This window comes from Kribbella amoyensis, assembly GCF_007828865.1.
GTDB classification, from domain to species: Bacteria; Actinomycetota; Actinomycetes; order Propionibacteriales; family Kribbellaceae; genus Kribbella; species Kribbella amoyensis.
This window is the reverse complement of the sequence record NZ_VIVK01000001.1, coordinates 1,135,404-1,148,655: the sequence shown is the minus strand read 5'-3', so window position 1 is coordinate 1,148,655 and position 13,252 is coordinate 1,135,404. Positions and strand designations below refer to the sequence as shown.

General features: G+C 71.2%; 11 protein-coding genes. 8 read left to right on the top strand and 3 right to left on the bottom strand.

Annotation, left to right across the window (positions count from 1 at the left end; all coding sequences use genetic code 11):
* Position 1: 1 nt before the first annotated feature.
* Positions 2-757: a CYTH domain-containing protein gene (locus FB561_RS05550; RefSeq protein ID WP_145803701.1), complete on the bottom strand. Its 756-nt coding sequence runs from the start codon at positions 755-757 to the stop codon at positions 2-4.
* Positions 758-839: 82 nt separating this feature from the next.
* Positions 840-1,343, bottom strand: coding sequence for a hypothetical protein (locus FB561_RS05545; protein WP_145803698.1), 504 nt, complete (start codon positions 1,341-1,343; stop codon positions 840-842).
* 138 nt (positions 1,344-1,481) lie between these two features.
* On the opposite strand from FB561_RS05545, the gene FB561_RS05540 reads away from it, so the two are divergent.
* The gene (locus FB561_RS05540) at positions 1,482-1,709 is read left to right on the top strand and encodes a hypothetical protein (RefSeq protein WP_145803696.1); all 228 of its coding nucleotides are present in this window, start codon (positions 1,482-1,484) and stop codon (positions 1,707-1,709) included.
* Positions 1,710-1,725: 16 nt separating this feature from the next.
* Here the strand turns inward: FB561_RS05540 and FB561_RS05535 are convergent, their stop codons facing one another.
* Positions 1,726-2,406 (bottom strand): GntR family transcriptional regulator, encoded by a 681-nt coding sequence (locus tag FB561_RS05535; RefSeq protein WP_145803694.1) that lies wholly within the window; start codon positions 2,404-2,406, stop codon positions 1,726-1,728.
* A gap of 199 nt (positions 2,407-2,605) precedes the next feature.
* On the opposite strand from FB561_RS05535, the gene FB561_RS05530 reads away from it, so the two are divergent.
* Genes FB561_RS05530 through FB561_RS05505 form a run of 7 tightly spaced genes read left to right on the top strand, consistent with a single transcriptional unit; the run spans position 2,606 to position 13,105 of the window.
* Positions 2,606-5,326: a UxaA family hydrolase gene (locus tag FB561_RS05530; RefSeq protein WP_145803692.1), complete on the top strand. Its 2,721-nt coding sequence runs from the start codon at positions 2,606-2,608 to the stop codon at positions 5,324-5,326.
* Between the two features lie 11 nt (positions 5,327-5,337).
* Positions 5,338-6,228 carry a fumarylacetoacetate hydrolase family protein gene (locus FB561_RS05525; protein ID WP_145803690.1) on the top strand — a complete coding sequence of 297 codons (891 nt, stop codon included), beginning with the start codon at positions 5,338-5,340 and terminating at the stop codon, positions 6,226-6,228.
* Entirely contained in the window at positions 6,225-7,682 is a 1,458-nt protein-coding gene (locus tag FB561_RS05520) for an aldehyde dehydrogenase (NADP(+)) (RefSeq protein ID WP_145803688.1), read from the top strand. The genes FB561_RS05525 and FB561_RS05520 overlap by 4 nt, the downstream gene beginning before the upstream one ends.
* Entirely contained in the window at positions 7,679-9,568 is a 1,890-nt protein-coding gene (locus tag FB561_RS05515) for an IlvD/Edd family dehydratase (RefSeq protein WP_145803686.1), read from the top strand. Before FB561_RS05520 ends, FB561_RS05515 begins: the two co-directional genes overlap by 4 nt.
* The gene (locus tag FB561_RS37730; protein WP_170284531.1) at positions 9,568-10,875 is read left to right on the top strand and encodes a nickel pincer cofactor-dependent isomerase, group 22; all 1,308 of its coding nucleotides are present in this window, start codon (positions 9,568-9,570) and stop codon (positions 10,873-10,875) included. The genes FB561_RS05515 and FB561_RS37730 overlap by 1 nt, the downstream gene beginning before the upstream one ends.
* Positions 10,872-11,738 carry a hypothetical protein gene (locus tag FB561_RS05510; RefSeq protein ID WP_145803684.1) on the top strand — a complete coding sequence of 289 codons (867 nt, stop codon included), beginning with the start codon at positions 10,872-10,874 and terminating at the stop codon, positions 11,736-11,738. Before FB561_RS37730 ends, FB561_RS05510 begins: the two co-directional genes overlap by 4 nt.
* Positions 11,735-13,105 carry an FAD-binding oxidoreductase gene (locus FB561_RS05505; protein WP_145803682.1) on the top strand — a complete coding sequence of 457 codons (1,371 nt, stop codon included), beginning with the start codon at positions 11,735-11,737 and terminating at the stop codon, positions 13,103-13,105. The genes FB561_RS05510 and FB561_RS05505 overlap by 4 nt, the downstream gene beginning before the upstream one ends.
* Positions 13,106-13,252: the final 147 nt, after the last annotated feature.

Sequence of the window (13,252 nt, the reverse complement as noted above, 5' to 3'; positions counted from 1 at the left end):
CTCAACCGACCGGTTCCGGCTTCGGCACGTACTTGACGAAGTACTCCAGTGCCCGCCGGGTCTTCGGCTCCTGCGGGCCGGTCGCGGTCAGCCCGTGCTTGCGGACGAAGGCCCGCCAGTCCACCACCGCGTCGATCAGGCCCTGTGGCTCGGTCTTGATCGACATCTCCAGCAGCGGCATTTCGCCCGGGTAGTTCCACTGCTCGATCGTGGTCCGCCAGTCGAAGCCCTCCGGGAACGACTTCAGCAGCACGACGATGATCGGGCCGAGCGGGAGGACGTCGTTCCAGTCCGCGCCGGCCGGCTTGTGGTCGGCGAAGAACCTGCGCTGCTCCTTGGTGAACAACCGCTCGATCGAACCGCCGTCGCCGATCGCTTCGCGGACCGATCCCGGCGGCCGCTTGCCCTTCAGCGACGCCGAGACCACGTACGCGCCCTTCACGACGTCCATCTCGACCTTGAGGTTCTTCGACAACCGCAGTTCCTCCGGCAACTCGGCCGGGACCGCGGGACGCAGCTTGACCACGGTGTCGTCGACCTTGCCCTGGGTTCGCCGGGCCCGCAGCACGACGCCGTTGTGGTAGAGCGTGAGATCCGGGGTGTCGAAGAAGAAGACCTCGCGGATCTGGCCCTGCAGCGGATCGAGACGCAAGCCCCGTAACGACATTCGCTGATCCGCGGGCACGTTCATCTTGAGCTCGACACTCGGGACCCCGCGCAGGTCCTCGAGCATCGTCATGATCTTCTCCTGGTCCACGACAACCCCCTCCTCCTCCGGTCCGTGCCAGCCTTTCGCCGCGCCCAGGGACGGGCCTCCCCCGATGCGGGTGAGCCGCCGATCAGTGGATGACCACCTCGAGCACGACGATCGCGATCCCCAGCAAGGCGTTCAGCGCACCGGCCGTGAGGGCGATCTGCCAGGACCAGTTCTGCCGGCGCGCGAGCGAGATCCCCCAGCCGAACAACTGGACCACGCCGCACCACAGCGCGAGCCGGATCGCGACGTCGTCGGCGAACAGCCCGGTCGCACCGAGGGCCAGGAAAACCAAGCCAGGCAAGGGTCCTGTGACCAGCGGCCACTCCTCGGCCATCGCCCGGCGGATCGCGCTGAGGTCGATGTGTTTGGCCCCGCGCAGGTGGTGGGCGAGGGTGTCGGCGTACACGTGCGCCACCCAGAAGACACCGAGCGTGGCCAGCGTGACCCACAGCAACTTGTCGACCGCGACGTCCCGGGCTCCGGCGGCGATCACGGCCATCGACGCGATCGTGCCGTAGATCGCGCCGGCGGTGTCCGAAGAACGAACCTCGCCGGGCCGCGAGTGCCGTTCCGCTGCTTCCGCCATCGCGTCTCCCACCGCCATCGGACCCCGCTCATCGCATTGTCACGCGACCGGCCGCGGCCCCGGTCCCCCAGGAAGGGTGATGCCCGGCGCGATCCGGAGCAGCACAGTCGTTCGCGAGGGGCTGTGAAAGGGGATCCGATGGGTCACTACGTCATTCGGGTGAAGGGCAACTTGTCCCGGGAACTGACTGACGCGTTCCCGACCCTCAAAGCCGACAAAGAACCGCCCCAAACGGTCCTGCACGGCCACCTCGACGACCAGGCCGCCCTGGCCGGCATCCTCAACCACCTCGACATGCTCGGCATCGACATCGTCGAGGTCCTCCAGGTCCCCCCGACCCCCAAATCAGCCAAAGCCAAGGAGTAGCCGCCCGGCAGGTCCGTCAGTCGTAGACCTTGCGGAGGCGGATGGACATCGAGTTGATCAGGTGCTGGGTCATCGCCGCTTCGGCTGCGTCGGGGTCGCCCGAGGTGATGGCGGCGACGAGCTGGCGGTGTTCGAGCAGGACCTCGGGGCCGATGTCGCGGTCGAAGTGCAGGCGGAAGATGTGCAGGTGGCAGTGGGTGCGCTCGAACGCGGAGCGGACCTGCTCGCTGCCCGAGAGAGCCGCGATGAGCAGGTGGAAGCGGTTGTCGTGCGCGGTGAGTGACTTGTACCCCGCGTAGTCCACCGAGGTCGGTTCGGCCGCGGTCGCGAGCTCGGCGGTGAGCCGGTCGCGCCCTTCGTCGTCGATCAGCTCGGCGGCACGCCGGGCGGCCCACGGTTCGAGCAGCCGGCGGAAGCGGTACAGGTCGTCGAACTCGTCCTTGCTGAGCAGCGGCGTCGCGCGGTACCCCTTCAGCGGCTCCTTCACCGCCAGACCCTCGGACTCCAGCCGCGCCAGCGCCTCCCGGACCGGCGTCGACGAGACCTGGAAGTCCCGCGCCAGGCCGTCGATGGAGATCCGCGCGCCGGGCCGGATCGCGTGGTCCATCAGCATCGTCTTGATCGCCTCGTACACGTCGTCGGCGAGCATCTGCCGCCGGAGCAGCCGCCGGTCCTGCGGCTCCACGGTCTCCGTCATCGGCGTCTCCTACTGACGTCGGCAGGGGTTCCCCTGACCGTTTCCGGCCACTTCCACCCAGCGGGCGCGGCCTTGACCCAGCCCGCCGGATTAGGCAGGGTGGCACTCGTAATCATGCATCATGCACGATTTGTGGCCGTCCAGCCAGCAGTCCGCCCGTTCGGCGGCTGGCGACCGGCCCAGGAGAGGGCGCTGACGGATGCTGAGGTTCGAAGACATCGGGGTCCTTCCCGAACCCGAGGACAACGCCGCGATCTGTTCGCGCCGTCTCGCCGCCGGGACGGTCGTCGACTTCGACGGTACCGCGGTGACCCTGCCGCACACCGTGCTCGAGGGACACCGCATCGTGGTCCGCCCGGTGCGGGCCGGCGAGGTGATCACGTCCTGGCAGACCCCGTTCGCCCGGGCCCGGCGCGACCTGGTGATCGGCGACTACGTCTGTACGCCGACCAGCCTGGCCGCCGTCACGGCCCGCGGCGTGGAGGGCCTGCCCACCGAGCCGTCCGCGGACAACGCCGCCCTCGACCCGTACGAGCTGGACGAGAACGCGCTCAACCTCGGCCGGCAGGTCACCTCGGTCGAGCAGCCCGGCACCTTCCTCGGGTACCCGCGCGCCCAGGGCCCGGCCGGGACCCGGAACCACGTCGTGCTGATGGCGACCAGCTCGCGCAGCAGCGGCTTCGTCACCGAGCTGGCCCGCCGGTTCGAGGGCGCCGCGGCCGGTGACGGCGTCGTCCCGGTCGCGCACACCGAGGGCGGCGAGTCCGGCACCCCGAACAATCTGCACTTCCTGCTCGCCACCCTGGCCGGCTTCACCCTGAACCCGAACGTCGGCGCCGTCCTCGTCGTCGACACCGAGGAGGACCAGGTCTCCGGCCAGGCGATCCGCGACTTCATGGCCGAGCAGGGATACCCGGACCTCCAGGTCCCGCACGCGTTCTTCACCCGCAGCGCCGGGTTCGAGACCGACCTGACCACGGCCGGCGCGCTGGTCGAGCCGTGGCTGCCGGTGGTCGACGGTCAGCAGCGCCAGGAGGTCCCGCTGGCCGACCTGAAGATCGCGCTGCAGTGCGGCGGATCGGACGCGTTCTCCGGGATCTCGGCGAACCCGCTCGCCGGTGCCGTCGGCCGCGAGGTGATCCGGCACGGCGGTACCGCGGTCCTCGCCGAGACCGACGAGCTGATCGGCGCCGAGCGGTACGTGCTGAAGAACGTCCGCGACCTCGCCACCGCGCGGCGCTTCCTCGACACGGTCCGCTCCTTCAAGGACCGGGTCGGCTGGCACGGGCACACCGCGGAGGGCAACCCGTCCGGCGGCAACGTGTACCGCGGCCTCTACAACATCGTGCTGAAGTCGATCGGCGCGGCCCGCAAGCTGCCCCGCGAGGTCCGGCTGGACCACGTGATCGACTACGCCGAACCACTGCCGGGCGACGGGTACATCTTCATGGACAGCCCCGGCAACGACCTGGAGTCGGTGGCCGGCCAGATCGGCAGCGGCTGCAACCTGATCTTCTTCACCACCGGCAACGGGTCGATCACCAACTTCCCGTTCGTGCCGACGCTGAAGTTCGTCACCACCACCGCCCGGTTCGAGCAGCTCGAAGCCGAGATGGACGTGAACGCCGGGCCGTACCTGACCGGGACGTCGATGGACGACCTGACCGCGAGCACCTTCGACCTGACCGTCCGGGTCGCGTCGGGGGAGCGCAGCGCGGGCGAGAAGGCCGGGCACAGCCAGGTGTCGATCTGGCGGAACTGGCGGCAGAGCGGACCGGTCGAGGGCATCTCGATCAGTACCGACGGCCGCACCAAGCGCGAGCTCACCGACCTGCCGGCCGAGGACCGGGACGCCCCGCTCGACGGGCTCCCGCTCCCGGTCCGGACGCCGGCCCCGGCCGAGCCGACCCCGGTGAAGCTGCTGGCCGCGGACGGCAAGCAAGCCCCCGAGCAGGTCGGCCTGATTCTCCCGACCAGCCTGTGCTCCGGGCAGATCTCGCTGCGGATCGCGGCCCAGGCCGAGCTGGAGAAGTGGGCCGGCGACGCCGTCTCGCGGATGGTCGCCCTGCCGCACACCGAGGGGTGCGGGAGCAGTGGCGGCGCGTCGGAGGAGACGTTCGCGCGCACCATGCTCGGCTACCTGCTGCACCCGAACACCCGGATGGCGCTGCTCCTCGAGCACGGCTGCGAGAAGACGCACAACGACTACTTCCGGTCCCGCCTGGTCGAGGCCGGCAAAGACCCGTCCCGGTTCGGCTGGGCGAGCATCCAGGGCGACGGCGGCCTCGAAGCCGTCACCGCCCGGGTCCGCGACTGGTACGCCGGATTCGACCTGCCCGCACCGGCCGAGATCGACGGGACCGTCGGCGACCTCACGGTCGCCCTCGAAGCCCGCGGCGCCCTCACCGGTGAGACCGCCGAGGCGCTGGCCCTGATCGGTCGGGAGATCGTCGGCGCGGGCGGCTCGGTCGTCCTGTCCTCGCGTGGCGCCCTGCTCGGTCACGAGGGCTTCCGGACCGCGGCGTTCGGGACGGCGGACGAGGTCGGGCCGACGATCGCGCACGGCCAGCGGTTCGCCGAGCCGGGCTGGCACGTGATGCGGATGCCGGGCACCGACTGGATGGAGACGGCGACCGGCTTCGGCGCGGGCGGGGTCCAGCAGATCCTCGCCCACGTCGGCGGCGGCACGCTGTCGGCCCAGCGGTTCGTCCCGGTGGTCCAGTTCAGCAGCGACCCGGAGACGGTCGCGAAGTACGGCGACGACCTCGACGCGGTGGCCGCCGGCGCCGCGGCCGACCAGGCCCGGACCGGCCTGGACACGATCGCCGCGGTGGCGAGCCGCCGGCAGGTCCCCAAGGCTGTTGCCTCTGGCAACATCGGTTTCCAGATCACCCGTGGCCTGCTCGGCACCTCGATGTGAAAGGCGAACACATGCACCTGGTCCGATACCAGCTCCCCGGAGGCCGGCCTCAGGCCGGCGTCCGTACCGGTGACACCGTGGCGCCGGTGCTCGGGTTCACCGAGCTGGCCGAGCTGCTGCGGCTGACCGCCGACGACCTGCGGGCGGCGGTCGGCAAGCTCGGCGACGAGGTGCCGGTCTCCGACGTCCGGCTGCTGCCGCCGCTCGACGGCCGCGGCGAGGTCTGGTGCGCCGGGGTCACCTACGAGCGGTCCCGCGGTGCCCGGATGGAGGAGAGCAGCCAGCAGGACGTCTACGACAAGGTGTACTCCGCGAAGCGCCCCGAGCTCTTCCTGAAGTCGCCGGCCTGGCGGCTCGTCACCGAGGGCGAGCCGATCGGGATCCGCTCCGACTCCGGTCACGACGTGCCCGAGCCCGAGCTCGCGATCGTCGCGAACGCGCACGGCGAGATCGTCGGCTTCACCATCTGCAACGACCTGAGCTCGCGCTCGATCGAGGGCGAGAACCCGCTGTACATCCCGCAGGCCAAGGTGTTCGCCGGTGGCTGCGCGCTGGCCGCCGGGATCCGGCCGGCCTGGGAGGTCGCGGACCCGAAGGACCTGACCATCGACCTGGTGATCCGGCGCGGCGCCGACGAGGTCTTCACCGGCACCACCTCGACGGCCAAACTGGTCCGCGGGCTGCAGGACCTGATCGACGTGCTGTTCGTGCCGAACGACTTCCCCGACGGCGTGATCCTGGCGACCGGGACCGGCATCGTGCCCGAGCTCGACTTCGCGCTGCAGGCCGGTGACGTGGTCGAGATCGCGATCGCGGAGATCGGCACCCTGACCAACACGGTGGCGGTCGGCCGCGAACCGTTCGCGTTCCTCGCCGCCGAGAGCCTGGAGGAGAACCGATGATTCCGGACACCACGCCGGCCGAGCTGGAGCAGGCACTCGCCGACGCCGGCGGGGCCGCGGCCGCGCTGGCCGCCTCCGCGCCGTCGGTCCGGGCCGGCTGGATCCGCGCCGTCGCCGACGCGCTCGACGCGGCCGTCGACGAGCTGGTCCCGATCGCGCAGCGGGAGACGTCGTTGCCGGAGCCCCGGTTGCGCGGCGAGGTCGCCCGCAGTACCGGGCAGCTGCGGCTGTTCGCGGACGTGCTCGAGGAGGGATCCCTGCTCGAGGTCGTCATCGACACCGCGAACCCGGAGGGCAAGCCGGTCCCGATCCCCGACCTGCGCCGCGTCCTGGTGCCGCTCGGCCCGGTCCTGGTGTTTGCCGCCAGCAACTTCCCGTTCGCGTTCAGCGTCTGCGGCGGCGACACCGCCTCCGCGCTGGCCGCGGGCTGCCCGGTCGTCGTCAAGGCGCACCCGGGTCACCCCGAGCTGTCGGTCAAGACCGCCGAGGTGATGATCGAGGCGCTCCGCGCGGCAGGCGCCCCGGCCGGGACGTTCGGCCTGGTCCAGGGGTACGACGTGGGCGTGGCCGCGCTGAAGGACCCGCGGATCACCGCCGCCGGGTTCACCGGCTCCGTCCCGGCCGGCAAGGCGCTGCACGAGATCGCGGTGACCCGGCCGGAGCCCATCCCGTTCTACGGCGAGCTCGGCAGCCTCAACCCGGTGTTCGTCACCCAGGCCGCGGTCGATGCCCGGGGCAATGACATTGCGACCGGGTACGTCGGGTCGTTCACGCTCGGCGTGGGCCAGTTCTGCACCAAGCCCGGGCTGCTCTTCCTGCCGGCCGGGCACGGTCTGACGGACCAGCTGGTCGAGGCGACCGGCGGCGTGGCCGCGGCGAAGATGCTGAACGACCGGATCGCGGACGGGTTCTCCTCGGGGCTCGACCGGCTGCGCAAGGTCGAAGGCGTTCGCGTCCTCGGCGAGGGTGGCGGCGCCACCCTGCTCGGGACGACGGTGACCGAGTTGCTGGCGCGTCGCGAGGAGATCCTCGAGGAGTGCTTCGGCCCGGTCTCGATCGTGGTCGAGTACGCCTCCACCGACGAGCTGCTCGCGGCCGTCGCGGCGTTCGAGGGCAACCTCACCGCGACCCTGCACGCCGAGGAGAGCGCGGACGCCGAGCTCGCGAGCAAGGTGCTCCCGCTGCTCACCGAGCGCGCCGGCCGCGTGTTGTGGAACGGCTGGCCCACCGGTGTGGCCGTGTCCTGGGCCCAGCACCACGGTGGCCCGTTCCCGTCGACCGTCGGCTCGATCCACACCAGCGTCGGCGTCACCGCGGCGCGCCGGTTCCAGCGGCCGGTGGCGTACCAGGACACGCCGGACGCGCTGTTGCCCGCAGTACTGCAGGATGCCAACCCCGCCGGGATCAGCCGCCGGGTGAACGGGACCGTGACCACCGCGGAGGTGTCTCGATGAGCGATCTGCCCCCGACCAACGACCCGAACGAACCGATCGACCCGACAGCGGCCGGTTTCGGCCCAGGGCCCGACGGCGAGCCGACCCCGGAGAAGACCGGGCGCCCGAGCGGCGAGGCACCGAGCGCGGCCACCGGTACGCCGGGCACGGGCCGCCGCAGCTTCGACCACTGGTTCGGCGAGAAGGACCGCAACGGGTTCATCCACCGGTCCTGGATGCGCTCGCAGGGCTTCTCCGACGAGGTGTTCGACGGCCGCCCGGTGATCGGGATCTGCAACACCTGGTCCGAGCTGACCCCGTGCAACGCGCACCTGCGCCGGCTCGCCGAGTCGGTCAAGCGCGGTGTCTGGCAGGCCGGCGGCTTCCCGCTGGAGTTCCCGGTGATGTCGCTCGGCGAGACGATGCTGCGGCCGACCGCGATGCTCTTCCGGAACCTGCTCAGCATGGACGTCGAGGAGTCGCTGCGCGGCAACCCGATCGACGGCGCCGTGCTGCTGACCGGCTGCGACAAGACCACGCCCGGGTCGATCATGGGCGCCGCGTCGGTCGACCTGCCGACCCTGGTGGTCACCGGCGGCCCGATGCTGAACGGCAAGTTCCGCGGCTGCGACATCGGCTCCGGGACGGCCGTCTGGCGGTTCACCCAGGACATGAACGCGGGCCGGATGTCGGCCGAGGACTACGCCGCGGCCGAGTCGGGCATGTCCCGCAGCAACGGGCACTGCATGACGATGGGCACCGCGTCCACGATGGCCTGTATGGCCGAGGCGCTCGGGCTGCAGCTGACCGGGTCGGCGGCGATCCCCGCGGTCGACTCCCGGCGGTACGCGATCGCCCAGCAGGCCGGTCAGCGGATCGTGAAGATGGTCGAGGAGGACCTCAAGCCGAGCGACATCCTGACCCGGGACGCGTTCGCCAACGCGGTCCGCGCGAACGCCGCGATCGGCGGTTCCACCAACGCGGTGATCCACCTGCTCGCGATCGCCGGCCGGGTCGGCGTCGACCTGACCCTGGACGACATGGACGAGTGGGCCCGCGGCGTACCGTGGCTGGTCGACCTGCAGCCGTCCGGCAAGTACCTGATGGAGGACTTCTACTACGCCGGCGGCCTGCCCGCGGTGATGAAGGAGATCTTGCCGCTGCTCAAGGCCGACGCGATCACGGTCACCGGCAAGTCGATCGGCGAGAACGTCGCCCGCGCCGAGCGCACCGACTGGATCGGCCGGGAAGGTGAGCCGCCGAATCAGGTGATCCGCCCGGTCGGCAACCCGCTCGGCAGCGGCGCCGGTACCGCGGTACTGAAGGGCAACCTGGCTCCCGACGGTGCTGTGGTCAAGCAGTCCGCGGCGTCGGAGCGGTTGCTGCAGCACCGGGGCAAGGCGCTGGTGTTCAGCAGCATCGAGGAGTACGACAAGGCCGTCGACGACCCGGACCTCGACGTCGACGAGGACACCGTGCTCGTCCTGCAGAACGCGGGCCCGCGTGGCTACCCGGGCATGCCCGAGGTCGGCAACATGACGATCCCGCGCAAGCTCGCCGAGCAGGGCGTCGACGACATGGTCCGCATCTCCGACGCGCGGATGAGCGGCACGGCGTACGGCACCGTGGTGCTGCACGTCGCGCCGGAGGCCGCCGTCGGTGGTCCGCTCGCCCTGGTCCGGACCGGCGACTGGATCGAGCTGGACGTGCCGGCCCGCCGGTTGCACCTGGACGTGTCCGAGGAGGAACTGGAGAAGCGCCGGGCCGACTGGCAGCCACCGGTGGTCCCGAACGACCGTGGCTGGGCCAAGCTCTATGTCGACCATGTCACCCAGGCCAGCCAGGGCTGCGATCTCGACTTCCTGGTCGGGCGCACCGGGTCGGCCGTGGCGCGGCAGAGTCACTGATGTCCTGGGGGCCGTTCGAGGCGATCCGTGACCTGCGGCCGGACGGTGTCCTGCCGCAGGTCACCCCGATCCGCCGGCTGCTCCCCGACCTGCCGTCCGAGCCCGACCCGTACGCCGCCGGACTGGCCGCCCTCGCTCCGTTGGCGGCGGCCGTCCGGCCCGGGCAGCGGATCGCGGTCACGGCCGGGAGCCGCGGCATCCACGACCTGGTACCGGTGGTCAAGGCGGCCGTGGACTGGGTGAAGTCGGTCGGCGCGGAGCCGTTCGTGGTCCCGGCGATGGGGTCGCACGGCGGCGCGACCGCGGACGGCCAACGGGACATGCTGGCCGGCCTCGGGGTCACGCCCGAGTCCGTCGGCTGCCCGGTCGAGGCGACGATGGAGACCGTGGTCGTCGGCCACCTGGAGGACGGGACGCCGGTCCACCACGACGCGCTGGCGGCGAAGGCCGACGGCGTGCTGCTGGTCAACCGGATCAAGCCGCACACCGACTTCCACGGGCCGGTCGAGAGCGGGCTGGCCAAGATCCTCGCGATCGGGCTCGGCAACCACGCCGGCGCGGCCGCGTTGCACGCCGGCGGGATCCCCGCACTGGGAGCCGCGATCGAGGCGGCGGCCCGGATGGTGGTGGCCCAGGGCAAGATCCTGGGCGGGCTGGCGATCCTGGAGAACGCGCTGGAGAAGACGGCCGCGGTCGAGCTCGTCACCGCCGACGGGATCGCCGGGGTGGCCGAGAACGCCTTGCTGCAAAGGGCCGGCAGCTTGCTGGGCCGGCTGCCGTTCGACGAACTGGATGTGCTCGTCGTCGACGAGATGGGCAAGAACAAGTCCGGTACCGGGATGGACACGAATGTGATCGGCCGGTGCTGGGTGCACGGGATCGAGGAGTTCGAGTCGCCGTCGATCGCCGCGATCACGGTGCACCGGTTGTCCGCGGAGTCGCACGGGAACGCGTCCGGGCTCGGCCTGGCCGACGTGGTCCCGGCTCGGATCCTGGAGCAGATCGACCTGCGGGCGAGTTACGTGAACGCGCTGACCTCGGGAGCCGGGGGAGCGCGGCGGTCCCGGCTGCCGATGGTGCTGGCCGACGACCTGGCCGCGGTGACCGCGGCCGCGGCGATGAGTGGACGCCGGGACTGGGCCGGGCTGCGGCTGGCCCGGATCCGGGACACGCTGTCGCCGCACGAACTGCTGGTGTCGCCGGCACTGCTGGCCGAGGCGGCCGAGCGGTTCGACCTGGAGATCACCGGGACGGCCCACGACCTGACCGACGCGTCGGGCTCACTGAGAAGCTGGGGAGAGGCATGAATCTGCGGGAAGCGCGCGCGTTGCTGGCCGATCGGGGATTCGCCGCGGGCGGTGAGTCCGAGAAGCGGTTCGCCGACGGGGCGCCGTACAAGGTGGAGATCCCGAGCTGCGAGGGCCCCGGCGTGATGCGGGCCGTACTGGAGGAGGCGAAGGCGCGCGGGGTCACGGTGCACCGGGTGTCCCAGGGCAGCGGCGTGATGATGCTGACCGACGGCGAGATCGAGGAGATGCTCGAGCTCGGCGCCGCTCACGACGTCGAGGTCTGCCTGTTCCTCGGGCCGCGCGGCGCCTGGGACATCGGTGGCCAGGCCAAGGTGTCCGCCGCCGTCGGCAACGTTGCACGCGGCAACGAGATGGTCGCGGCCTCGCTCTGCGACGCGTTCCGGGCCGTCGAGCTCGGCGTCCGGTCCCTGCTGGTCGGCGACCTCGGGGTACTCGAACTGCTCGGGCTGCTGAAGAAGGACGGTTCGCTGCCGTCCGACCTGGTCCTGAAGACGTCCGTGCTGATGCCGTTGCCGAACGCCACCACCGGCGCGCTGTACGAGCGGCTGGGAGCGACGTCGCTGAACGTCTCCACCGACCTGCCGCTGCCGGTACTGGCCGAGATCCGGGCCGCGACGACGGTACCGATCGACATGTACATCGAGGTCCCGGACGACCAGGGCGGCCACGTCCGGTTCTACGACGTGCCCGAGGTGGTCCGGGTCGCGGCGCCGGTGTACCTGAAGATGGGGCTGCGGAACGCGCCGAACATCTACCCGGTCGGTCAGCACCTCGCCGGGACCGCCGAGGCGCTCGGCCGGGAACGGGTCCGCCGGGCCGAGCTCATTCTCCGGTTGCTGGCGGAGCAGGACGAGGGATGAGCTCGCTCGTTGCCCGGCTGACGGCCGCGCTCGGGGTGAACGCGGTCGTCACCGACCCCGACGTACTGGACAGCCATCGCAACGACGAAGCGACCTTCTGCGCCGCCGGCGTACCGGCCGTACTGGTCCGCCCCGGCTCGACGGCCGAGGTGCAGGAGGTGATGCGCGCGGCCACGGAGTACGGCGTCCCCGTGGTCACGCAGGGCGCCCGGACCGGGTTGTCGGGTGCCGCGAACGCGATCGACGGGTGCATCGTGCTGTCGACGGCCCGGTTGAACCAGGTGCTCGAGGTGTCCGTGGCGGACCAGGTCGCCGTGGTCCAGCCGGGCGTGGTGAACGCGGACCTGTCCCGCGCGGTCCTGGCCGAGGGGTTGTTCTACCCGCCGGATCCGTCGTCGTGGGAGATGTCCACGGTCGGCGGCAACATCGCCACCAACGCGGGCGGGCTGTGCTGCGTGAAGTACGGCGTCACCGGTGACTTCGTCCGCGGGCTGGAAGTGGTCCTGGCGTCCGGCGAGGTGGTCCGGACCGGGCGGCGTACGGTGAAGGGCGTGGCCGGGTACGACCTGACCCGGCTGATCGTCGGTTCCGAGGGGACGCTCGGCGTCGTCACGGAGGCGACGCTCGCTCTGCGTCCGGCCCCGGAGGCGGCGTTGACCGCGGCGGCGACCTTCCTCTCGATCGAGGACGGCATCGCTGCAGCGGCCGCGGTGATGGCTTCTGGGTTGCGGCCGTCGTTGCTGGAGTTCCTGGACGGTCCGACCGCCCAGGCGATCCAGAACTACCGCGACATGGGTCTTCCGGCGAACGTCGGATCGTTGCTGCTGGCCCAGTCCGATCGCGGTCCGCGAGCTGCCGAGGACGTGGCCGCGATCGCCGCGATCTGCGCCTCCCATGGTGCGGTGGACGTGGCCGAGGCGTCCGACGCGGCGGAGTCGGCGATGTTGCTCGAGGCCCGCCGACTGGTCCACCACGCGCTCGAACCCCTCGGCACGACGCTGATCGACGACGTCGCGGTGCCGCGGAGTCGCCTGGTCGACCTGCTCACCGGAGTGGGTGCGATCGGCAAACAGTACGACGTGCTGATTTGTTGCCCAGGGCACGTAGGTGACGGCAACATGCATCCCACCGTCGTCTTCGACCGCGACGACCCGGCCGCCGAGGCGCGTGCCCTGGAAGCGTTCGGCGCGGTGATGGACCTCGGCCTCTCCCTCGGCGGAACCATCACCGGCGAACACGGCGTCGGCAAGCTCAAACGTCAGTGGCTCGCCCAGGAGCTCGGTCCGGTCGGCCTGCGCCTGCAGCGCGAGGTGAAGGCGGTCTTCGACCCGGACAACCTGCTGAACCCGGACAAGCTCTTCCTCTAGTCGTTGGGTCTCCCTGCCTGGAGTCGAACCAGGGACCCGGCCTTCGGAGGGCCAGGCGTGCATCCGTCACCAGGGAGCGCGGACTCCCACCACTCACCAACGCGTTCGTTGGTTGGGAGCCAACCGTTGCTTGAGCCGGCCGTTGCG

Excerpts from the sequence above, each read along its gene's own strand:
- FB561_RS05535 (WP_145803694.1), bottom strand. The coding sequence starts at position 2,406 with ATGACGGAGACCGTGGAGCCGCAGGACCGGCGGCTGCTCCGGCGGCAG.
- FB561_RS37730 (WP_170284531.1), top strand. The coding sequence starts at position 9,568 with ATGTCCTGGGGGCCGTTCGAGGCGATCCGTGACCTGCGGCCGGACGGT.
- FB561_RS05545 (WP_145803698.1), bottom strand. The coding sequence starts at position 1,343 with ATGGCGGAAGCAGCGGAACGGCACTCGCGGCCCGGCGAGGTTCGTTCT.
- FB561_RS05515 (WP_145803686.1), top strand. The coding sequence starts at position 7,679 with ATGAGCGATCTGCCCCCGACCAACGACCCGAACGAACCGATCGACCCG.
- FB561_RS05530 (WP_145803692.1), top strand. The coding sequence starts at position 2,606 with ATGCTGAGGTTCGAAGACATCGGGGTCCTTCCCGAACCCGAGGACAAC.
- FB561_RS05520 (WP_145803688.1), top strand. The coding sequence starts at position 6,225 with ATGATTCCGGACACCACGCCGGCCGAGCTGGAGCAGGCACTCGCCGAC.
- FB561_RS05505 (WP_145803682.1), top strand. The coding sequence starts at position 11,735 with ATGAGCTCGCTCGTTGCCCGGCTGACGGCCGCGCTCGGGGTGAACGCG.
- FB561_RS05510 (WP_145803684.1), top strand. The coding sequence starts at position 10,872 with ATGAATCTGCGGGAAGCGCGCGCGTTGCTGGCCGATCGGGGATTCGCC.
- FB561_RS05540 (WP_145803696.1), top strand. The coding sequence starts at position 1,482 with ATGGGTCACTACGTCATTCGGGTGAAGGGCAACTTGTCCCGGGAACTG.
- FB561_RS05525 (WP_145803690.1), top strand. The coding sequence starts at position 5,338 with ATGCACCTGGTCCGATACCAGCTCCCCGGAGGCCGGCCTCAGGCCGGC.